General features: G+C 72.5%; 22 protein-coding genes. 13 read left to right on the plus strand and 9 right to left on the minus strand.

Annotated features, from left to right (window positions below; genetic code table 11):
- Positions 1 to 52 precede the first annotated feature (52 nt).
- The 3 genes from ACZ7L7_RS14380 (at position 53) to ACZ7L7_RS14390 (ending at position 1,691) form a co-directional block, all read left to right on the plus strand.
- Positions 53 to 1,072, plus strand: a complete 1,020-nt coding sequence (locus ACZ7L7_RS14380; RefSeq protein ID WP_472075950.1) for an LLM class flavin-dependent oxidoreductase — start codon at positions 53 to 55, stop codon at positions 1,070 to 1,072.
- 61 nt (positions 1,073 to 1,133) lie between these two features.
- Complete coding sequence (locus ACZ7L7_RS14385) at positions 1,134 to 1,424, plus strand: hypothetical protein (protein ID WP_285512619.1); 291 nt, start codon at positions 1,134 to 1,136, stop codon at positions 1,422 to 1,424.
- Between the two features lie 33 nt (positions 1,425 to 1,457).
- Entirely contained in the window at positions 1,458 to 1,691 is a 234-nt protein-coding gene (locus ACZ7L7_RS14390) for a hypothetical protein (protein WP_285512620.1), read from the plus strand.
- 81 nt (positions 1,692 to 1,772) lie between these two features.
- Here ACZ7L7_RS14390 and ACZ7L7_RS14395 read toward each other — a convergent pair whose 3' ends face one another.
- Positions 1,773 to 2,324: a YciI family protein gene (locus ACZ7L7_RS14395; protein WP_285512761.1), complete on the minus strand. Its 552-nt coding sequence runs from the start codon at positions 2,322 to 2,324 to the stop codon at positions 1,773 to 1,775.
- A gap of 53 nt (positions 2,325 to 2,377) precedes the next feature.
- A complete protein-coding gene (locus tag ACZ7L7_RS14400; protein WP_285512621.1) occupies positions 2,378 to 3,082 on the minus strand; it encodes a bleomycin resistance protein in 705 nt (234 codons plus the stop codon).
- Between the two features lie 113 nt (positions 3,083 to 3,195).
- Between ACZ7L7_RS14400 and ACZ7L7_RS14405 the strand changes: the two genes are divergently transcribed.
- On the plus strand, positions 3,196 to 3,630 hold the full coding sequence (locus tag ACZ7L7_RS14405; protein WP_453603669.1) for a hypothetical protein: 435 nt from the start codon (positions 3,196 to 3,198) through the stop codon (positions 3,628 to 3,630).
- Positions 3,631 to 3,758: 128 nt separating this feature from the next.
- On the opposite strand, the gene ACZ7L7_RS14410 is transcribed toward ACZ7L7_RS14405, so the two are convergent.
- Positions 3,759 to 4,238 (minus strand): DUF6174 domain-containing protein, encoded by a 480-nt coding sequence (locus ACZ7L7_RS14410; RefSeq protein WP_285512623.1) that lies wholly within the window; start codon positions 4,236 to 4,238, stop codon positions 3,759 to 3,761.
- 156 nt (positions 4,239 to 4,394) lie between these two features.
- Between ACZ7L7_RS14410 and ACZ7L7_RS14415 the strand changes: the two genes are divergently transcribed.
- Positions 4,395 to 5,099 (plus strand): DUF4328 domain-containing protein, encoded by a 705-nt coding sequence (locus ACZ7L7_RS14415; RefSeq protein ID WP_472075953.1) that lies wholly within the window; start codon positions 4,395 to 4,397, stop codon positions 5,097 to 5,099.
- Between the two features lie 153 nt (positions 5,100 to 5,252).
- Here the strand turns inward: ACZ7L7_RS14415 and ACZ7L7_RS14420 are convergent, their stop codons facing one another.
- Both ACZ7L7_RS14420 and ACZ7L7_RS14425 read right to left on the minus strand, forming a co-directional pair.
- Positions 5,253 to 5,678 carry a tetratricopeptide repeat protein gene (locus ACZ7L7_RS14420; protein WP_285512625.1) on the minus strand — a complete coding sequence of 142 codons (426 nt, stop codon included), beginning with the start codon at positions 5,676 to 5,678 and terminating at the stop codon, positions 5,253 to 5,255.
- A gap of 121 nt (positions 5,679 to 5,799) precedes the next feature.
- Positions 5,800 to 7,989, minus strand: coding sequence for an MMPL family transporter (locus tag ACZ7L7_RS14425; protein ID WP_472075955.1), 2,190 nt, complete (start codon positions 7,987 to 7,989; stop codon positions 5,800 to 5,802).
- A gap of 102 nt (positions 7,990 to 8,091) precedes the next feature.
- Between ACZ7L7_RS14425 and ACZ7L7_RS14430 the strand changes: the two genes are divergently transcribed.
- Positions 8,092 to 8,673 carry a TetR family transcriptional regulator gene (locus ACZ7L7_RS14430; protein WP_472075957.1) on the plus strand — a complete coding sequence of 194 codons (582 nt, stop codon included), beginning with the start codon at positions 8,092 to 8,094 and terminating at the stop codon, positions 8,671 to 8,673.
- A gap of 67 nt (positions 8,674 to 8,740) precedes the next feature.
- Positions 8,741 to 10,024 (plus strand): cytochrome P450, encoded by a 1,284-nt coding sequence (locus tag ACZ7L7_RS14435; RefSeq protein WP_471593364.1) that lies wholly within the window; start codon positions 8,741 to 8,743, stop codon positions 10,022 to 10,024.
- Positions 10,025 to 10,028: 4 nt separating this feature from the next.
- Here the strand turns inward: ACZ7L7_RS14435 and ACZ7L7_RS14440 are convergent, their stop codons facing one another.
- The 3 genes from ACZ7L7_RS14440 to ACZ7L7_RS14450 all read right to left on the minus strand — a co-directional run bounded on the left by ACZ7L7_RS14440 (position 10,029) and on the right by ACZ7L7_RS14450 (position 11,876).
- Positions 10,029 to 10,841, minus strand: a complete 813-nt coding sequence (locus ACZ7L7_RS14440; RefSeq protein ID WP_472075959.1) for an HAD family hydrolase — start codon at positions 10,839 to 10,841, stop codon at positions 10,029 to 10,031.
- A 256-nt stretch (positions 10,842 to 11,097) separates the two neighbouring features.
- On the minus strand, positions 11,098 to 11,667 hold the full coding sequence (locus ACZ7L7_RS14445; RefSeq protein WP_285512630.1) for a nucleoside/nucleotide kinase family protein: 570 nt from the start codon (positions 11,665 to 11,667) through the stop codon (positions 11,098 to 11,100).
- 83 nt (positions 11,668 to 11,750) lie between these two features.
- Positions 11,751 to 11,876: a hypothetical protein gene (locus ACZ7L7_RS14450; protein ID WP_285512631.1), complete on the minus strand. Its 126-nt coding sequence runs from the start codon at positions 11,874 to 11,876 to the stop codon at positions 11,751 to 11,753.
- Positions 11,877 to 12,080: 204 nt separating this feature from the next.
- Here ACZ7L7_RS14450 and cpt point away from each other — a divergent pair, with 204 nt between their 5' ends.
- The 4 genes from cpt (at position 12,081) to ACZ7L7_RS14470 (ending at position 16,048) form a co-directional block, all read left to right on the plus strand.
- Complete coding sequence (cpt, locus tag ACZ7L7_RS14455; protein ID WP_285512632.1) at positions 12,081 to 12,614, plus strand: chloramphenicol phosphotransferase CPT; 534 nt, start codon at positions 12,081 to 12,083, stop codon at positions 12,612 to 12,614.
- A 98-nt stretch (positions 12,615 to 12,712) separates the two neighbouring features.
- Complete coding sequence (locus ACZ7L7_RS14460; protein ID WP_285512633.1) at positions 12,713 to 13,432, plus strand: carbonic anhydrase; 720 nt, start codon at positions 12,713 to 12,715, stop codon at positions 13,430 to 13,432.
- Positions 13,433 to 13,491: 59 nt separating this feature from the next.
- Positions 13,492 to 14,568 (plus strand): class I SAM-dependent methyltransferase, encoded by a 1,077-nt coding sequence (locus ACZ7L7_RS14465; RefSeq protein WP_471432469.1) that lies wholly within the window; start codon positions 13,492 to 13,494, stop codon positions 14,566 to 14,568.
- On the plus strand, positions 14,537 to 16,048 hold the full coding sequence (locus ACZ7L7_RS14470) for an MFS transporter (RefSeq protein WP_472075962.1): 1,512 nt from the start codon (positions 14,537 to 14,539) through the stop codon (positions 16,046 to 16,048). The genes ACZ7L7_RS14465 and ACZ7L7_RS14470 overlap by 32 nt, the downstream gene beginning before the upstream one ends.
- Positions 16,049 to 16,052: 4 nt before the next feature.
- On the opposite strand, the gene ACZ7L7_RS14475 is transcribed toward ACZ7L7_RS14470, so the two are convergent.
- Entirely contained in the window at positions 16,053 to 16,748 is a 696-nt protein-coding gene (locus tag ACZ7L7_RS14475; protein WP_471432468.1) for a YoaK family protein, read from the minus strand.
- Between the two features lie 174 nt (positions 16,749 to 16,922).
- Between ACZ7L7_RS14475 and ACZ7L7_RS14480 the strand changes: the two genes are divergently transcribed.
- Both ACZ7L7_RS14480 and ACZ7L7_RS14485 read left to right on the plus strand, forming a co-directional pair.
- Positions 16,923 to 18,137 (plus strand): alpha/beta fold hydrolase, encoded by a 1,215-nt coding sequence (locus ACZ7L7_RS14480; protein WP_472075964.1) that lies wholly within the window; start codon positions 16,923 to 16,925, stop codon positions 18,135 to 18,137.
- Positions 18,134 to 20,050 (plus strand): VMAP-C domain-containing protein, encoded by a 1,917-nt coding sequence (locus ACZ7L7_RS14485; protein WP_471593368.1) that lies wholly within the window; start codon positions 18,134 to 18,136, stop codon positions 20,048 to 20,050. The genes ACZ7L7_RS14480 and ACZ7L7_RS14485 overlap by 4 nt, the downstream gene beginning before the upstream one ends.
- Positions 20,051 to 20,062 lie beyond the last annotated feature (12 nt).

Raw genomic sequence — 20,062 nt, forward strand, 5'->3', positions numbered from 1 at the left:
GACGGGCACGGCCGCGGTTGGCACGGAAGAACTCTTGAACTTTGGAGGACCTGTGCCGTCGACCCCGCGACCGCTGCGCAAGCTGGGCTTCCTGACCATGGGACTGTTCGACGAGCACGACCCGGGCGCCGGCCACGAAGCCACCCTCGGCCTCATCGAGCTGGGCGAACAGCTCGGCTTCGACAGCGCCTGGGTGCGGCACCGCCATCTGCAGTACGGCATATCCTCGCCCGTCGCCCTGCTGGCGGCGGCCACCCAGCGCACCCGCCGGATCGAGCTGGGCACGGCGGTCACCCCGCTGGGCTGGGAGAACCCGCTGCGCCTGGCCGAGGACCTGGCCACGGTCGACGTCCTGTCCGGCGGCCGGCTCAACCCGGGCGTCAGCGTGGGCCCGCCGATGCACTACGACCGCGTCCAGCGGGCGCTCTACCCGGACACCGCGCAGGCGGAGGACTTCGGCTACGAGCGGGTGCGCCGCCTGCTCGACTTCGTGCGCGGTGAGGCGGCCACGGACTTCGAGGGCACCGAGGGGTTCGAGGTGTTCTCCCGGCGCGTCCAGCCGCACTCCCCCGGCCTGGGCAGCCGCATGTGGTACGGCGGCGGCAGCCTCCGCTCGGCCCGGTGGGCCGGTGAGCAGGGCATGAACCTGCTCACCAGCAGCGTGGTGAAGGCGGAGGAGTCGGAGGACTTCGAGCAGATCCAGCTCTCCCACATCCGCGCCTTCCGCGCCGCCCACCCGGACGGCGAGCGGGCCCGGGTCTCCCAGGGCCTGGTGGTGATCCCGACCGACTCGGCGACCCCGGCCCAGCGGGCGAAGTACGAGGAGTACGCGCGAAGGCGCACCCCGCGCACCCGCTCCCCGCAGGGCCCGGCCCGGCTGATGTTCGCCCCGGACCTCGTCGGCACCAGTGCGGAGATCGCCGAGCGCCTGCACGCGCACGCCGCGTTCCGCGAGGTGGACGAGGTGGCCTTCGCCCTGCCCTTCACCTTCGAGCACGAGGACTATGTGCAGATCCTGACCGACATGGCCGTGAAACTGGGGCCGGAACTGGGCCGGCAGCCGTCCGCGTGACGGGCCCGCGCCGTCTGCCGCTCGGCGCGCGCTTCGCGCCCGGGCTTCTTACGATCGCACAGTGGCACACACCTTCGAAGAGCTGATCGAGAAGCAGCGGGCGGCGGACGAGGCGCACCGCCGGGTCGAGGGCCTGCGCGCGCAGTACGGCCCGCCGGCCCGGACCGGCGGCTGGTCGGACACGCAGACCCAGACCTACGACACCGCGTGGCGGGCCTGGCGCGACCTGGCCCGCGACGCCCGCACGTCCCTCACCGAGTACGCGAGGGAACAGGGCGCCGCGCTCGGCGATGTCGAGTCCGAGGTGGCCAAGGCCGTGGGCCGGGCCGGACGGGCCGGGGGCCACGGGTAATCTCGTGGCTTCGGCCTTGAGGGGAGCGGCACCATGGCAGCGGACGGCACACGGTCCCGGATCACCGTCGACGGTGAGGAGTTCGAGGTCGTGCAGCCGCCCGACAGCCCGGGCAGCTACGAACTGACGTGGGTGTCCGGGCGGGACCCGCGGTACGGGTTCGCGTTCCGCACGCATCCCCCGGCGCCGGTCGGCCGGGCCGAACTCGAAGAAGCGGTACGGGACTTCCTCGCCCAGGTCGACCCGGCCACCGGGTACATCGAGTGACAACCTAGGGTCTGTCGGTCACATTCCCGTCGTCCGCCCGGAGGGCACGCCGCGCGGCAGGCGGGAATGTGACGACAGACCCTAGCGCCGGCCGCCGAACTCCCAGTCGTGGACCTCGATCTCGGCGTACCGGTCCTTGGTGAGCAGGGCGCGGGCCGATTCCGGGTCCGGGGCCCTGACCAGGGCGGCGGTGCCGAGCCAGGTGGTGGCGTCGTCGGACAGCAGAGGGCCGTACGCGATCAGTCCGTCCTGATAGGACAGCGGGACGGTGAGGTCGGCGGCGGGGCCTTCGCCGAGGCCGAGCACCAGGTAGCGGTTGCCGCCGCTGGGGCCGCCGGGGAAGTCCCACATGGTGCGTCCGAGCAGGTTGCGCCAGCGGCGCAGCAGCACGTCCCGGTACACGCCGGCCTGGTGGTTGGGCTCGTCGAAGGCGAAGGCGCGGGCGGCGGCGGGATCCGGCAGACCGAGGATGTGCACACTGCCGGACGGGGTCTCGCCGTCCTCGGCGAAGGTGGGCCCGCGGGCGATCATCCGGGCGGCGTACCGGTCCATGTAGGACCAGTGCTCCTCGATGAGCGCCTCGCGCAGGGGGAGGGAGCCGCGGCGGTCCCGGTGGTAGCAGAAGAACTCCATGGCCACCGAGCCTCCCCCACGGCGTACACGGCCTCAACAGACTTTCGGCGCGATCAGGGTTCGCGCAGCTCCTCAAGCCGCCGCAGTGCCTCCGCGGCCGACTCCCGTTCCTCCGGGGTGAGGGGGATCGCGGCGGCCCGCTCCAGCGCGTCCGCCGCGGCCTCCTCGTCGCCGAGCCTCCGGGCTATGTCGGCGCGCAGGACGAGGAGTTGGAGCAGGAGGCACGGCGTCGGCCGCTCGTCCTCCAGCCCGAGCACCCGGTCGACGACCTTCGCCGCGGCTTCGGGGGTCTGCTTGGAGTCGGCGAGGAGTGCGGCGTGGTGCAGGGCCTGCGCGAAGGTCTCCTCGGGGGCGGGCCGGTGGCTCGGGTCCTCGCTCGTCCGCTGCCCCACACGCAGGCAGTTGCCGCCGGGGTCGGTCACCAGGAACTGACGTACGCCGTACGGCATGTCCTTCAGCGGCCCGATCCGCGGCAGACCCCGGGGCGGGACCCTGCCGTAGGCGGCCCTGAGCCCGCTCCGGAACGCGGCGTACAGGCCGTCCACGTCGTCGGTCCGGATGTAGCAGGTGCTGTAGGACTCCGCGGGCTCGTACCGCTTCATCCCGAAGAACTGGAGCTGGATGCCGCCGCGTTCCACCACGGCGTACGGGTTGGGACTGCGCTGCTCGTAGGTCACCTCGAAGCCGAGGGCCGTGTAGAAGTCCAGGAGGGGCGGGAGGGTCCGGCACGGGAGGATCGGAATGGTCGTTTCACTCATGACACCAATCTAGTCAAACTTGATTACCGACGGCCAGTGCGCTCGCTTGAACAGTCCGGACCCGGCATCCGTACTCCCCACGGACGGTTGATCGAAGGAAAGAGTGGGACCGAGTGAGACGTGCGCTCATCGTCGGATTGCTGGTGCTGACTCCCCTGGCCGCGGGATGCGGTGGCGGCGGGGACGACACGGCCGACACCGCCACGGCCGAGAAGGTCTCGGCCGCCGCGTCCGCCGGTGTCGTCGCCCCCGCCAAGGTCGAGGTGATCGCGGGACTGACCGGCTGCAAGCCGAAGATCCGCATCGAGGCGGACGAACTGCGCGAAGGCGTGTGCCGCACCGGGAAGGCCGACTACGTCATCACCACCTTCCCCGAGGAGAAGCTGAAGCAGACCTGGCTGGACTCGGCCTCCGTGTACGGCGGGACCTATCTCGTGGGCACCCGCTGGGTGGTCGGCGCCAAGCCCGAGGTGCTCGACGACCTCCGCCCGAAGCTGGGCGGGGAGATCCGGAAGCTGCAGGGCATCGGCCCGGCCCCGAAGTCCTAGCCGGCCTCCACCGCCTCGTCGTCGCTGGTCCTGACCGGCCTCCACCGCCTTGTCGTCGATGGTCCCGGCCGGCCCTTGACCGCCTTGTCGTCGATGGTCCTGGCCGGCCCTTGACCGCCTCGTAGCCGCTAGTCCTTGGCGGCCTTGACCGCCTCGTAGTCGCTGATGACGTACACGGCCTCGTCGTCGATGGCGCCCTCCATCCAGTCCAGGACGATCCGCTCGGGATGCCCGTCGGCGGCGTACTCGGCCTCCGCCCGGTCCGCGCCGTCCTTGCGCGCCCGGCGCAGCTCCGTCAGCAGGTCGCCGATGGTGGGCACCTCCTCGGGCAACTGCCGCACGACCCGGCGCCCACTGGCGTCGAGCCCGGCCGCCTTGGCCACCTCGCCGTCCCGGACCGTGATCCGGAACCTGCCGAGCAGCGACCGCTCCCCCGCCACCGACTCCAGCGTGTAGCTGTACGCGGCGGGCTCCCGCCACGTCACCGGTTCCTCGGCCGTACGGACCCCGGTACCGCTGTCGTCGCCGCACCCGACGGCGGTGAACAACAGGGTCCCACCCAGGGCGACGACGGAGGCGGTGCGGGTACGCCGGAGTGCGCGAGTCATATGAGTCCGATCCCTTCGACACGGTTGCTCCTACGACGCCGAAGGGGGCCGGAACGTTCGGTCCGGAAGGCGCCGCGCGGTCGGGGCCGGCGAGGACGTAAGGTACGCGAGCATCGATCTTGGTTTCACGTTCTTGTTCACTCGGGGGGCTCCGCCATGTCCGTCCTGGATCCACGTCCGCACGCCCAGCAGTCCACGGGCATACCGATGCCGCCACGGTGGCTGGCCGTCGTGGTCGCGGCGCTGCTCGGACTGGCGGGGCTCACCGGCGTGTTCGCCGTCGTGGCCGGAATACGGCTGTACGGGGTCATCGACGGGGAGGCGGGCTTCCTCACCACCGACGCCCAGGACCTCCACGGCGCGCTGTCGCTGTGGGAGACGGCGGGCAAGTTCCAGGGCGGCGCCTACATTCTGTGCGGCGCCCTGTTCATCCAGTGGTTCTACCGCACGCGCCGCGCGCTCGGGCTGCTGGCGCCGGACCGGTTCCGGCACGCCGCGGGGTGGGCCATCGGGGCCTGGTTCGTGCCGATCGTGAATCTGTGGGTGCCGTACCGGATCGCCTTCGACATGTGGGGCGGTGCCTCGCCCCTGCCGTCCGACGGGCAGCCGCACCGGGCACCGGTCTGGCCGGTGAACCTGTGGTGGGCCCTGTTCGCGGGCAACGCGCTCTTCAGCCGCTGGTGCGCGGCACGGTTCGACTCCGCCGACGACCTGGCGGAGCTGCGCCAGGCCGTCGTGCAGTACATGATCTGCGACAGCCTGGAGATCCTGGCCGCGGGCGCAGCCATTCTGTTCGTCCTGCGGCTCAGCGCGATGCACGAGCGCAAGGTCCTCGAAGGTCCCTACGGCCCCGCCCTCTAACGCCCGCTCCCCGCACCGGCGAGAGGTCGATCGCCCCCGCGCGGGGTGCAGGCGGCGGATCCGGGTGTCCCCCGCCTGCAACGCCCCCCGGTGCGCCGGACCTCGTCGCCGGTCCGCGCGTGCACCCACTTCCCGAACCTGGTGCGCGGACCTCTACGACGACTCGCCGGTGAAGGCGGCCGCCATCCTCAGCCAGGACTCCGCCTCCTCGTGGCGGCCCTGGCGCTCCAGCGTGCGGCCCAGCATCAGGTGTGCGTAGTGCTCCACCGGGTCGCGCTCGATGACGCGCCGCAACTGCTCCTCGGCACGCCGCAGTTGGGCCGAGTGGTAGTAGGCCCGGGCCAGCAGCAGCCGGGGGGCGGTCTGCTCCGGGACCTCATCGACGATGTCGACAAGGAGCCGGGCGGCGCCGATGTAGTCCCGGGCGTCGAAGAAGAACCGCGCCCGATCCCAGCGCTCCAGCAGCGTCTCCTCGTGCGGCACCCCGGCACCGTTGTCGAAAAGGTGCAGGGCGCTCGCCCACCGGTCGGGGGCGACGCCGCCGTGGGCCGCGTACTCGTTGAAGCCGTTCGTCGTCATGCCCTCAGCCCTCACTTCCTCCGTGGTTGATACGTCAACCACGTGCGGGGAACGCGGCCCGCGCACGCCCTATTCCCGGGGCGGTGCCGGGGCCCGGCACCGCCCGCCAGCCCTACGGCCCTCAGCCCACGACCGCCTCCTCCTGCTTCCGCTCCTCCTCGGGCTCCGGGCGCGCCGGGAGCTTCGCGCCCTCGATGTCCACGTCCGGGGTGACCCGGTCCAGCCACCGCGGCAGCCACCAGGCGTGCCGGTCGAGCAGGGCCATGGCCGCCGGTACGAGGGTCATGCGGACCACGAAGGCGTCGACGAGGACACCGAACGCCAGGGCGAAGCCGATGGACTTGATGATCGGGTCGTGGTTGAAGACGAAGCCGCCGAAGACGGCGACCATGATCAGCGCGGCGGCGCTGACCACCCGGCCGCTGCTGGCCACGCCCCGGGTGACGGCCCCGGCCGCGTCGCCGGTGTGCTCGTGGTGCTCGCGCATCCGGCTGACCAGGAACACCTCGTAGTCCATGGCGAGCCCGAAGAGCACGCCGATCAGCAGCACGGGCAGGAAGCTGGTCACCGGCCCGGCCGACGGGATCTCCAGGAGGTCCATGAGATGGCCGTCCTGGAAGACCCAGACCGTGGCGCCGAGGGACGCGGCGACCGACAGCAGGAAGCCGAGCGCCGCCTTCAGGGGCACGAGCAGGGAGCGGAAGGCGATGGTCAGCAGGATCAGCGCCAGGACCACGATGAGGGCGACGAACAGTGGCATCGCGTCCGAGAGCTTGCCGGAGACGTCGATCGCCGCGGCCGTCTGGCCCGCGATGTACAGGGTGCCGCCCGCCTCGGTGACGGCCGGCGCGTGGTCGCGCAGCCGGTGCACGAGATCGGTGGTGGCCTGGGCGTCGGGCCCGGTCCTCGGCACCACGGCGACGACGGCGAGGCTGCCGTCGGAGTTGGTGACCGGCGGGGCGGCCACGGTGACTCCCGGGTCGCCCGCGAGGTCCGCGCGCAGCTCGGCCACGGTCGTGGTGCGGTCGGCGGCGGGGACGCCGTCGAGGTCGACGATCGCGGTCAGGGTGGCGTTGAAGCCGGGTCCGAAGCCCTCGGTCAGCAGGTCGTAGCTCTTGGACTGGGTGCTGCTCGTGGGCTGCGAGGCGTTGCTGGGGAGCCCGAGGCGCAGGTCGCGGGCGGGCAGGGCGAGCGCGAGCAGTCCGACGACCCCGGCCAGCAGGACGAGCAGCGGCTTGCGGGTGACCGCGCGGCCCCACGCCAGGCCCCAGGCGCCGGGCGCCTTGCGCTCCGTACCGCGGTCACGGGGGCGCAGTCGTTCGCCGAGCAGGGCGAGGGCGGCCGGGACCAGGCTGATCGCGACCAGGACCGCGAGCAGCACGGTCACCGCGGCGGCCACGCCCATCACGGTCAGGAACGGGATGCCGGTGACCGCGAGGGCCGCCAGCGCGATGATCACGGTCGCCCCGGCGAACACCACCGCGCCGCCGGCGGTGGCCACGGCGCGGGCGATGGAGTCGGCCACGTCCCGGTCGGGGTCGGCGAGTTGCTCGCGGTGGCGGGAGATGATGAACAGCGCGTAGTCGATGCCGACGGCCAGCCCGATCATCAGGGCGAGCACGGTGGCGGTGTTGGTCATCTCGACGTAGCGGCTGACGAATTGGACACCGAGGACGCCGATCGCCACCCCGACCAGGGCGGTGAGCAGGGGCAGCCCGGCGGCCACCAGGGAACCCAGGGCGAGGGCCAGGACGACGAACGCGACCACGACGCCGACGATTTCGGCGGGTCCGCCGACCTCCGTCTTGGGCTCCATCGCCGAGCCCCCGAACTCGACCTGGAGTCCGGCGTCCCGGGCCTGTTCCATCGCGCGGGACAGCGCGTCCTTGGACACCTCGGGGACATCGCTGGCCTGTTCACGGAAGACGACGTCGGCGTAGCCGATCCGCCGGTCCGGTGAGACGGTCCGGTCCTTCAGCGGGTCGGAGACGTTGACGACGCCGTCGACCTCGGCGGCCTCGCGCAGGCTCGCCCCGACGGCGGCCGAGGTGTCCGGCGCGGTCAGGTCGCCGCCCCCCGGTGCCGCGAGAACGACCCGGACCACGCCGCCGGAAGCCTCCGGGAACTCCTTCTCCAGCAGGTCCTGGGCCTGCTGCGACTCGATCCCCGGCACCGTGAACTCGGTGCTGGCCCTGCCGTGCAGGGTCACCCCGAGACCTCCGACCACGGCGAGCAGCAACAGCCAGACCGCGACGACCAGACCGCGACGGCGCACCGCCCACCGGGCCCATGTGTACAGGCGTGAGGCCATGCCTGTCCCCTCTCCTTCGCTGAGTTACGTCCCCCGCTTCTTGCACCGTACGGCATTTTTGCAGTCGACTGTAAATTCGCTACCGATGGTAAAGTGGCGGGCATGATGAGCGAGGGTCTGCGGGAACGGTCGAAGGCGCGGCGCAGGGAGGCGATCCTGCGGGCGGCGTACGAGCTGTTCGCCGAGCGGGGCTTCGAGGCCACGACCATCGCCGACATCGCCGCGGCGGCGGAGGTCGCCCCGCGGACCGTCACGCTCTACTTCCCGTCGAAGCTGGAGCTCGCCACCTCGCAGTTCGACGAGTTCGCGGACCGGCTGCACCTGGCCCTGCGCGACCGGCCGGAGGGGCTGCCGCTCCTGGACGCGCTGGAGCACTGGCTGCGCGGCGAGATCGCCGACCTGACCGATCTCGATCACCTCTACGAGCGCATGCTCGACCTCAACCCGCAGGTGCGGGCCGTCACCGGCGTGCGGCTCACCGAGGTCATCCAGCAGGGCGCCCGGCTGCTCGCGGAGGAGCGCGGGGGGTCACCCGACGACTTCGGCCCCCGGATCGCGGCAGCGGCGGCGGCCGCGGTGGTCAGCGAGGTCTGCCACCACCCGGAGGACGCCGACATCGATGCCGCGATGGCCTTCCTGCGGGCCGGTATCGACGCGCTCATGACCAGGTCGGATACGTCCTGAGCGGGCCGTGAGTGACGCCGGGCACTTACCCGCGGTCACCCCGTGGCCGCGTGTTAGCGTCCCCGCCGTGACTTCCCCGGTATTGGACGCATCCGCCCCGCTCGGTACCGACGTATCCGCCCCGCTCGGTGCCGCGCTGGACCTGTTCGGCGACGGCTTCACCCGCGACCCGTACCCGTGGCTGGACGCCCTGCGCGCCGGGTCGCCGGTGCACTTCGACGCGGGCACCGGGCTGTGGCTGGTGAGCCGGCACCGGGACATCCGGCAGGTGCTGCTGACCCCGGAGGACTACCTGCCGGACAACGCGCAGAACGCGGTCACACCGCTGCCGTTCGGCGCGCTGCGGGTGCTGGCGCGGGCGGGGTTCAACCTGCCGGTCGCGCTGGCCAACAACGGCACCGACAGCCACCCGGGGCTGCGCCGCGTGGTCACGCGGTTCTTCAACGCCCAGCGGGTCTCCGCCACCGTGCCGGTCGTCGAGCGCATCGCCGACGAGCTGCTGGACGGGGTGCGGGAGCGGTTCGACGCCTCGGGGCGCTGCGATCTGTTCACCACGTTCGCCCAGGTACTGCCGTGCCGGGTGCTGATGGAACTGCTCGGCATCGAGGGCGTCGCACCGGCCACGCTGATCCGCTGGAGCGATGCCTCGCTGGAGCTGTTCTGGGGTCGGCCGACACCGGAGCGTCAGCTCGAACTGGCGGAACTCGTGGGCGAGTTCCACCGCTGGCTGACGGTGACGGTGTCCGACGGCGCGGCCCGCCCCGGCTCCTTCGTCCGGGCCCTGACCGAGCACCGGCTGCCGGACGGCGAGCGGCTGGACGTGGAGACCGCGGTCGCCGCCTGCTTCTTCGTCTTCATCGCCGGTCAGTCCACCACCGGCCAGCTCATCGCCACGGTGCTGCGCCACGCCCTGTCCGAGCCGGGCCTGTGGGCCCGCGCCGCCGCCGAGGACGACCTCGCGCGGGCCTGGGTGGAGGAGGTGCTGCGCCGCGAGCCCCCGGTGACCTCGTGGCGCCGGGTCACCGCGAGCCCGGTCGAGCTGGGCGGGGTCCGACTGCCCGAAGGGGCCCAGCTGTTGCTCCTCCTGCTGGGCAGCGGCTCGGACCCGGAGGTCTTCGACGCCCCGGAGCGCATGTGTCCGCACCGGGCGAACGTACGGCAGCACTTGGCGTTCGGGGTCGGCCGCCACCGCTGCCCGGGCGCGTCCCTGGCCCGTACGGAGGCGGCGGTGGCCCTGCGCGCGGCGGCCCGCGGATTGCCCTCCGCACGCCTGGACGCGTCGGCGGACGCCCCGATGCTCGGCCTGCTCTCCTTCCGCGCACCGCTGCGGGTGACGGTGGAGCGGGCGTGACTCCTCAGACGACCAGCGCGTCCAGGAACCCTTCCAGCACCTGGGCGACACCGTCCTCGTCGTTGGAGGAGGTGCGGTGCCGTGCGGTGGCGAGCACGTCCGGGTGGGCGTTGGCCATGGCGTAGGAGTGCCCCACGACCGTGAGCATGGGCAGGTCGTTGGGCATGTCACCGAACGCGGCGATCTCGTCGACGCCGATACCGAGGCGCTTGCTCCACTCGACCAGGGTGGTCGCCTTGGTGACGCCGGGCGCGCTGAACTCGACGAGGGACAGTCCGGTGGAGTGGGTGGTCTCGGCGGACGGTCCCACGGCCGACGCGGCCCGCGCGACGAAGTCGTCGAGCGGGAGGGCCGGGTGGTGGGCGAGGATCTTCAGCAGGGGTCTGGCGGGAGAACGGCTCACCAACGCCTCGGCGGTTCCGACGAGTTCGACCGTGTCGCTGCCGAACGACCAGGTGGGGTAGTCCGGTTCATGGCCGAAGTCCCGGTCGTACTCCACGGCGAAGGAGACCCCGGGGACGGCGGCCCGCAGCCGAGTCACGAGCCCCGTGGCCGCGGCGGGCGGGAGCGGCGAGGCGAGGGCGAGCAAGCCGTCGGGGGTGTGCACGGCTGCGCCGTTCGCGGCGATGACGTGGTGCGGCCCGATGATCTCCAGCAGCGCGTCCACGACCCGTGACGGGCGGCCGGTGACCAGCACGACCGGGATCCCGGCCCGCTCGACCGCGGCGAGGGCGGCCCGGGTGCGGGACGACAGCGTGCCGTCGCTGCGCAGCAGGGTGCCGTCGAGGTCGGTGGCGATGAGTCGGGGTGTGACCACGGCGGCACCTTCTCGTCCTGGCGTTCCGGAGCCTCGGGCCACGGAACTACGGGCGCCCAGTGTAGTTGATTCATCAACTTACGGCCGGTCGCAGGTGCCCGGCAACGCGAACGGCCCGCCCCGGGGACCGGGACGGGCCGTACATCCGAGCGCTGGGCAGGTCTCGCACCTGCATTTCCCCGCAGGAAGCGGGGCGTCTTGCTTTGGACCACCAACGCAGTGCCATTCGCCCTGAGTTGCGGCGACCGGCGCAAGATCAACCATACGGTAGGACCGGCGCCGGGGCCAAATCGTCTGCCGCCCACCCCGTCGCGGCCACGACCTCCCGGGCGATGTCCGTCACAGCCCGGCCGTCGGTGGCCACCCGCACGGTGTCCGCCGTCGCCTCCCGCTCCAGGAGCCGCGCCTTGCGCAGACTGGCCGCCAGCTCCCCCTCCAGCTCCGAACCGATCTCACGGCCGGTCAGGCGGGCGCACGCCGTGTCGTCCGTGGCGGTGAGCAGCACGCGGATCAGGCGCACCCCGGGGCCCATGGCGCGCTCGAACATCCCCGTCGCGGCGGGGAGCACGCTCACCGTGTTGGTGTAGATCAGCCGCCGGCAGCCCTGTTCGGCGAAGTTGGCCCAGACGGCGCGGAGATTGCGCTCGGTGATCCCCGCGCGCCGCGGGTCGCCGTCCGGCGCCGGATGGATCTGGCCCAGGTAGTCCCCTTCGACAACCGCGTGGGCCACCCCGGCGGCCCGCAACCGGGCGGAGACCTCCCACCCGACCGTCGTCTTCCCGACCCCGGCCCGTCCACCGATCAGCAGTGCTTCCACTTGGTCCATGGCGGCCAGGGTGCCAGCGGGCGGGGGCCGCAGGCGACACACATAGTGGGCCCCGGCCTGGGGGTGGGTCGGGGCCCCGGACGTCACACGTCGCGGTGCAGCAGATAGAGCACCGCCGCCCACATCGCGCGGGCGCTGAGCGCGGCGATGACTCGCTTCGCCAGGTCCGCGCAGAGCGTGGCCGCCCCGGTCGACTTGTCGTCGGCCATGAACTTCACCTCCCATCCGGTTCGCCTCCGTCGGCCCCGCCCGTGAAGCGGCGCCGACAGCGGCTCCCCCCTTCGCCCGCGCGGGACGACGGATGGAAGCAACTCCAAGAATAGCGAGGGAAGTTGGGAAGCCGCAGGGCTTGCGCTCACCCCGTGGGGGAAATCCGTTTCGTACCGAGCCTCCGCCCGCCGTACCGTGGCCCCGTGGCGACTCAAGTGATCATCCTCAACGGCGGCTCCAGCTCGGGGAAGTCCGGGCTCGTGCGCTGTCTCCAGGCCGTGCTGCCCGATCCGTGGCTGGCGTTCGGGGTCGACTCGTTCGTCGACGCGCTGCCCGCGCGGATGCAGACCTCCGACGACGGGATCACCTTCGGCGACGACGGCTCGGTGAGCGTCGGCGGCGACTTCATGGCCCTCCAGGCGGCCTGGGCTGAGGGCATCGCCGCGATGGCCCGGGCCGGTGCGCGGATCGTCGTCGACGACGTCTTCCTCGGCGGCGCCGCCTCCCAGCAGCGGTGGGAGAAGGCGCTCGGCGGCCTCGACGTGCTGTGGGTCGGGGTGCGCTGCGACCCGGAGGTCGCCGCGGCCCGGGAGATCGCCCGCGGGGACCGCACCCCTGGCATGGCCGCCCAGCAGGCCGAGGTCGTGCACCGGCGGGTGCGCTACGACCTCGAAGTGGACACCACCCGCACGGAGTCACTGGACTGCGCCCGCACCATCGCCTCCTGCCTCGGCTGACCAAGGACCGACCAACACTTCGCCATGGACGGTCAACGAGCCGTCAACGATTGGGTTGTACGGCCCTGACGGCCCTGCTCCGGACGTACGTTCTGGCCGTGATTGCCGACACCGACCCCCTCCCGGCCCGCCGGTACCTCCTGCGCGGCGCCCTCACCGGAGCCGCCGCGCTCGGCACCGGTCTCACCGTCGGGGCCTCCCCCGCGACCGCCGCGCCGAGGCCCCGCCACCGCCCGGCCACCCCCGCCGAGGCGCTGCGCGCGCTCGCCGCGGGCAACGCGCGCTGGCGCACCTTCCGCGAGCGGCACCCCGACGAGACCCGCGCCGTCCGCCAGGAACTGGTGTCGGGCCAGCACCCCTTCGCCGTGGTCCTGGGCTGCATCGACTCCCGCGTCCCCCCGGAGCTGGTCTTCGACCAGGGCCTCGGGGACCTGATGACCGTGCGCAGCGCCGGTGAGGTCCTGGACGAGGCGGTGCTCGGCAGCGTCGCCTACGGTGTGCTCGAACTCGGCATCCCGCTGGTGCTGGTCCTCGGCCACCAGTCGTGCGGCGCGGTGCGCGCGGCGGTCGAGGCCGACGAGAGCGGGGAACACCTGCCCGCACACATCCAGTACATCGCCGACCGTATCCGCCCGGTGATCGACCGCACCAAGACGGGCGAGGCACGCGTGGACGCGACGATCGACGCCCACGTACGGCTGGTGCGCGACCTCGTCGCCGCGGATCCGGACCTCGCGGCCAAGGTCGGGGCGGGTGAACTCGCCGTCGTCGGGGCCCGGTACGAGCTGAGTGACCAGCGCGTGCACCGCGTCGCCTGACCCACAGGTCACGGTTATCGTGGTCGGAGGGGCCGCGACTGCTGGTGAGCGAGGTCTCCATGAGCGGATCGGTCACTTCTCCGGGTGTCGAGGGCGCCATGGGCCGCGGTTACGCCCGGCACTCCCGGGTGCAGCACCGCGCCGACGACTTCGGAATGCCCCTGCTGCACCGCGCCCTCGACGCGGTCGCCCTGCCCCGGGACGGCGAACCCTTCCGGGTGGCGGATCTCGGTGCGGCCGCCGGGACCAACTCCCTGGACCCCATGCGTGCCGTGGTCGACGGCGTACGCGAGCGGACCGGTGAGGACACCCCGGTGACGGTGGTCCACACCGACATCCTCGCCAACGACTTCAACACCCTGTTCGCGACGGTCATGGACTCCCCCGGCTCCTACGCCCACGCACCGGGCGTCTTCGTCCACGCCGAGGCCCGCTCCTTCTACGAGCCCCTCTTCCCGCCCGGGGACCTGCACCTGGCGTGGAGCGCGATCGCCGTGCACTGGCTGTCCCGGGCGCCCGCGCCCATCCCCGGCCACATCTTCTCCACCCGGGCCACCGGCGACATCCGAGCGGCCTTCAAGGCGCGGTCACGGTCCGACTGGGATGCCTTCCTGACCCACCGGGCCCGGGAACTGCGCCCCGGCGGGCAACTCGTGGTCCTGGGCGGGTCGTGCGCCGAGGACGGGTCCAGCGGGGCCGAGGCCCTGATGGACACCGCCGACGCCGCACTGGCCGATCTCGTACGGCAGGGTCTGATCACGCGGGACGAGCACGCGCGGATGACGATCCCGACCTGGAACCGGACCGTGGACGAATTCCTCGCCCCTCTCCGGGCGGGTCCCCTGACCGACGTCCTGAGGGTCGAGGAGTACGACCTGGTACGCCTCCCCGACATCCACCTCGACCACTTCCGCGCGACCGGGGACGCCCGGGGCTTCGCCGAACAGGTGACGGCGTTCTTCCGGGCGGCGTTCCAGCCGTCGCTGTTCAGCGCGCTCGATGCCGAACGCGACCCCGACGAGGTCGAGCGCGTGGCGGACGCCTTCGCGGCCGGGCTGCGCGCCCGCGTGGCCGCCGATCCGGAAGCCGTCGAGACCCACTGGCATGTCGTCCCGCTCCGCATCGCGCGCCGCTAGCGAGGCGGCACCGGGCACACGGCGGCGCGGCGCGCTCACCGTGCTGCTGCTCGCGTCGTTCATGGGCATCCTCGACGTGCTCATCGTCAACGTCGCCGCCCCCTCCATCCAGCGCGACCTGCACGCGAGCTTCGACGACATCCAGGCCGTGATCAGCGGCTACGTCCTGGCCTACGCCGTCCTGCTGACCACGGGCGCCCGGCTCGGCGACTCGTACGGGCACAAACGGGTCTTCCTGCTGGGCGTCCTGGGCTTCACAGCCCTGTCCGCCGGATGCGCGGCGGCGCCCTCGGCCGGAGTCCTCATCGCGCTGCGCCTCCTCCAGGGCATGGCGGCGGCCCTGATGCTGCCGCAGGTGCTGGCGCTGATCCAGGTGATCTTCCCGTCGGACCGGCGGGCCCGGCCACTCGCGCTCTACGGCGCCACGCTGGGGCTCGGCGCGGTCCTCGGCCAGATCATCGGCGGCGCCCTGATCCGCGCGGACGTGTTCGGCCTCGGCTGGCGGTCGGTGTTCCTGGTCAACGTGCCCATCGGACTCGCCGTGGCGGCCTGTGTCCCCGCCACGCTCCCGAAACGGGGGCCCGCCGCCCGCCACCCGCTGGACCTCCCGGGCCTGCTGCTGACCGCGGCCGCCATGACCCTGCTGATCTTCCCGCTCATCCGGGGCAGCGCCGACGGCTGGCCCGGCTGGGTCTGGCCGGCCCTCTCGGGGTCCGCCCTGGCCCTGGCCGCCCTGTGGTTCACCGAGCGGCGCAGGGAGGACGCGGGCGGGGCGCCCCTGGTCCCGCCGTCGCTGTTCCGCGTGCCCGGGTTCCGCATCGGCCTGGCCATCGCCCTGATCTTCTACAGCGGCAACTACGGCCTGTTCCTCCTCCTGGCCTACGTCTTCCAGGACGGCCTGCACCTGTCCCCGCTCGCCTCCGGCATCGGCTTCCTGCCGCTCGGCGTGGGCTTCGCCGCCGCGTCCCTGGCCAGCCGCCGCCTGACCGCCCGCTACGGCAGCCGGGTCCTGCTCATCGGCGCCGGGACCATGGTGATCGGCTACGTCGTGCTCCTGGCGACCCTGGCACCGGGACCGGCGTCCTCCGGTCCCCTGGAGGCCCTCGCGATGGCTCCCGCGCTGCTGCTGTCCGGGGCCGGACAGGGCTTCGTCTCGGCGCCCCTCATCGGGGTCGTCCTGGCCACGGTCCGCCGCGAGGACGCCGGGGCGGGGTCCGGCATCATGCTCACCGCGAACCAGCTCGCGAGCTCCCTGGGGGTCGCCGTGCTGGGCGCCCTCTTCGTGGCCCTGCTGGGCGCCGACCCCCAGGACTCCGGGGCGGGGCTGGACGAGGGGGACTTCACCGCGGCCCTGCTGGGCTGCTCCTGGGCGCTGCTGGCACTGGCGGCGGCCGTCGAATTCCTGGCGCGACGGCTGCCGCGGGGAGGGGCGGACCGGGGGGCGATGCGGCCGACAGCCGCCCCACCCGCAGACCGGTGAGCCGTCACGCCTCCGCCACCTGCCGCGGTGCCCACCGCAGCGCGTACCCGCCCATGGCGCCCAGCACCCCCGCCGCCGCCACCAGCAGCGCCACCGTGATGCTCACCCGCAGCAGCAGGGTGCCGATGGCCGCGCCGGTCAGGACCGCTATGACGCCCGCCGCCCGATAGGGATTGGACGGGTCGTCCCCCCTGCCGCCGCCGATCGGCGACTTCCGGAGGAAGGTCACGAGGGTGCCGGTGACGAGCGTGGTGTTCAGGACGGCACCGAGCCGCCACATGGTCGCGCTGCGCACCCCCATGGCCAGGGCGGTCGCGGCGATGACGGCGTAGTGCCGCGGCCTGGGCTCCGCGTCGACGTTCGGGAGGTCGATCGCGAACAGCGCCCCGATGGCGAGCAGGACCGACGCGGTGCCGGACGAGGTGAGGAGCCAGCGTCTGCGCCGGTTCTCCAGGACCACCCCCATGCGGTTCCCGGCGACGGCACCGCACACGAACGCGAAGAACGCGGTCAGTGACCCCAGCGGCCTGAGCCCTTCGCCCCCGGCGAGGGCGAAGCCGAGGAAGAGGATGTTGCCGGTCATGAAGGCCGTGAAGATCTGCCCGAGCCCGAGGAAGGCCACCGCGTCGACGATCCCGGTGATCGCGGTCACCACGACGAGCACCCTGGGCAACGGGTCGGCGCGATCGGCTGCGGACACGGCACACCTCCCTGCCCTGACGGGCGGAGAACGACCCCCGCCGCCCATTACAGCGCCGCTCCGGACACACGGCACGCCGGGACGGGACCGCGGCAGGTTCCCGTACGGCCTGCCCGGGGTGCGCGGACGGACTATTCTCCTGAGCGCACAGGCGCGTTGGGGGGCGGGGGACGTATGCGGTTCGTCTTCGTTCATGGGACCGGGGTCCGCAAGGAACGGTTCGACGAGTTGTTCCGGCAGGTCGAGGCGGGGTTACGGAAGCGGTTCCCGACGGCGGAGGTGGAACCGTGCTACTGGGGCCTGGAGTTCGGTGCCACGCTGGCCGCCGGGGGCGCCTCCGTGCCGGGTATGCGTCCGGTCACGGCGGCGGACGTCGTCGAGGACGACCCCGAGACCGCCGAATGGCTGCTGCTGCTCACCGACCCGCTGTGCGAGCTGCGGGTGCTCGCGGAACTCGGCGCCGGCCCGGACGACGACGGCGGATTCGGGCTGCCGGGCCTTCAGAGCCCCGGTGATGAGGTCCGCGACCGACTGGGCGGCCTGCCGCGCGCCCTCGACCCGGCCGACGAACTCGCCGTGCTCCTACGCGACACCGGCCTGGCCGACGGCTACCGCGCAGCCCTGGACTCCGTGGCGGACTCCGACGAGTTCCACGCCGCGTCCCTCGCCGCCGAGGACGAGGCCACCGCCGCCGAACTCGTCCTCCTCACCAGCCGGGCCGTGGTCGCCACGATGCTCGCCGAGGCGCAGGACACCGCCCTGTGCACCGGCGACGAACGGGACGAACTCGTCGACCGGCTGAGCGACCGGCTCGGCGGCACCGCGCGCGGTGTCCTGACCCGTACGGCGGGCGTGCTGTTCAAGCTGGCCCAGCGACTGACCCCGCAGTCCGTGCTGGACAACAAGCGCGGCGAGCTGACCTCCGACAAGGCGTCCGAGGTCGGCGACATCCTGCGCTACCAGGCGCGCGGCGAGCATCTGCGCGCCCACCTGGAGAAGGTGATCGGCCGCGGCCCCGAGCCGCCGGTGCTGATCGGCCACAGCCTCGGCGGCATCGCCCTGGTGGACACCCTGGCACTGGCCGCGCGGCGCGGGCGGGCCCTGCCGGTACGGCTGCTGGTGACCGTGGGTTCGCAGGCGCCGTTCCTGCACGAGCTCGGGGCCCTCGCGGGCCTCGAACCCGGCTCGGCGCTGCCCGATGGCTTCCCCGAATGGCTCAACATCTACGACCGCCGCGACCTGCTCTCCTACCTCGCCGAGCCCCTCTTCGGCGACGGCGCCCGGGTCACCGACCACGAGGTCCGCAGCCGACAGCCCTTCCCTGTCTCGCACAGCGCGTACTGGCGCCTCGATCCGGTCTTCGACCGCATCGCGGAGGCCCTGCGATGACGGAGGCGCCCGCCGCCTGCGAGCCCCCGATCACCCCGGAACGGACCTTCGCCCTCGTCGTCGGCATCGAGTCGTACGAGATCGACGGCGGCCTCGCCCTGTCCGGTCCCGCCCGGGACGCCACCCGCTTCGCCGACTGGCTCACCGGCACGGCCGGCGTCCCACAGGCCAACGTACGGCTGCTGCTGTCGCCCCTGTCCCGCAACTCCGCCGGAGCGACGGCCGATCCGGCCACCCGGGAGAACGTGGAGGATGCGCTCCTCAAGGACTTGCCGCAGCGGGACGGCGACCTGCTGTGGATCTACTGGGCCGGGCACGGTTTCCTCGACCGCGCCCACCAGTTGCTCCTGCCCTACTCCGACGCGACGGCGACCCACACGACCCACCTCAACCTGACCTCGGCGCTGCACCTGTGGCGGTCGACCACGGTGGGCGGGGGACGGTTCCGTGACGTCGTCGCCATCACCGACGCCTGCCGCATCGACACCCGTTGGCGCGGCGACCGCCTGGGGTTCGGCTCGGTCGCGTACCCGGTCGGCCAACCGGTACCCGCGCGGCGCCAGTTCGTCCTGTACGCGGCTCGGCCGGGCCAGGCGGCGGCCAACCGGGCGGAACTGGGCGCGGGCCAGTTCACCGACACACTGCTCAGGCGCCTTGACGGGCTGACGGTGGCGGACGCGGTCCGGGACCTGGTCGACATCGCCAGGGCCGTGCAAGGGGACTTCGCGGACATGAAGCGGAACGGCAGGGCATCGCAGCAGCCGACGTTCGAGATAGCCACCTCGTGGGACGAATCACCGCTGTTCGGGGACAGGTGGACCGACCCTTCGGGCTCCACCGGCGCGCGTGTCCTCGACCAGCTCGCGTGGACGGAACTGGCCGAACTGCTCAAGGACTTCCCCAGGATGCCCCCGCACACCTACGAGGCGTACCGGTGGGCCTTCGAGGTGGCGGACAGCGCCCCGCCCGCCGGTCACTGTCTGCCCTCGACACAGTTGACGGAGATCGCCCGCGACCTGAACAACCGTCAGGGAACGCGCCCCGGCCTCCCGTTGGTCCTGCCGTTCATGCAGCACCTCGCCTCCAGATCCCGGTTGTCCGACTGGGCCGCGGCCGCGACCGCCTGGGTCGAACGCACCCGTGAGCGGCTGGGTGCCGACCCGCTCCCGCCGCCTCCCCCGGAGCCCACCGAGCCGCCCGCCCTGCACGTCCGCCTCACCCCCGAGAGCGAGGACGAGTACTGGCTCCAACTGTGGACGTACCAGGGCGACTTCGAGAACGTGGGCGACTCCGAACAGCCCCTGGACCTGGAGGCCGTACGCAAGGCACTCGGCGATCACCTGCTGACCCACAAGGCGTCCGCCAAGCCGAAGCGGATCGAGTTCCACGTCCCGTACGAGCTGTTGGAGGAGCCGTTCGAGACGTGGGAGGTTCCCACGGGACGCCCGAACAAGACCGCATCCCTCGGGTGCTGGTACGAGGTCGTGCTCCGCTGCCCGGACGAACGGGAGGGGCTGGTCGAGGAACCATGGCGGACCAAGTGGCGGTGGTACGAGACCCACGGCGGCCGCCACCCGGAAGCCGTGCACGAAGTGTGCGACACCGACGTGACCGACGGCCTCGCCGACGTCCTGCAACTGAACGAACCGCCCGTGTGCGTACTGGCCGACGTGACCGAACCCCTGGTCCCGAACGCGCTGGACGCCGTCATCGACAGCGGCATACCCATCGCCGTCTGGCGCCGCCCCTCCGCAACGGAGAAGGAACCCCTCCGCACCGCGCTGGAGATGGACTCGCTGGACGTGGCGCAGCTGCCGACCAAGCTCAAGCACCTGCGGGTGCGCCGTCAACCACTCGCCCTGCTCTGGGACGACCCCGGGCGGATTCCGGTCAGGCGGTCGTTGTCCTCATGAACCAGCCGTCGA

This window comes from Streptomyces sp. NPDC110618 (assembly GCF_055657065.1).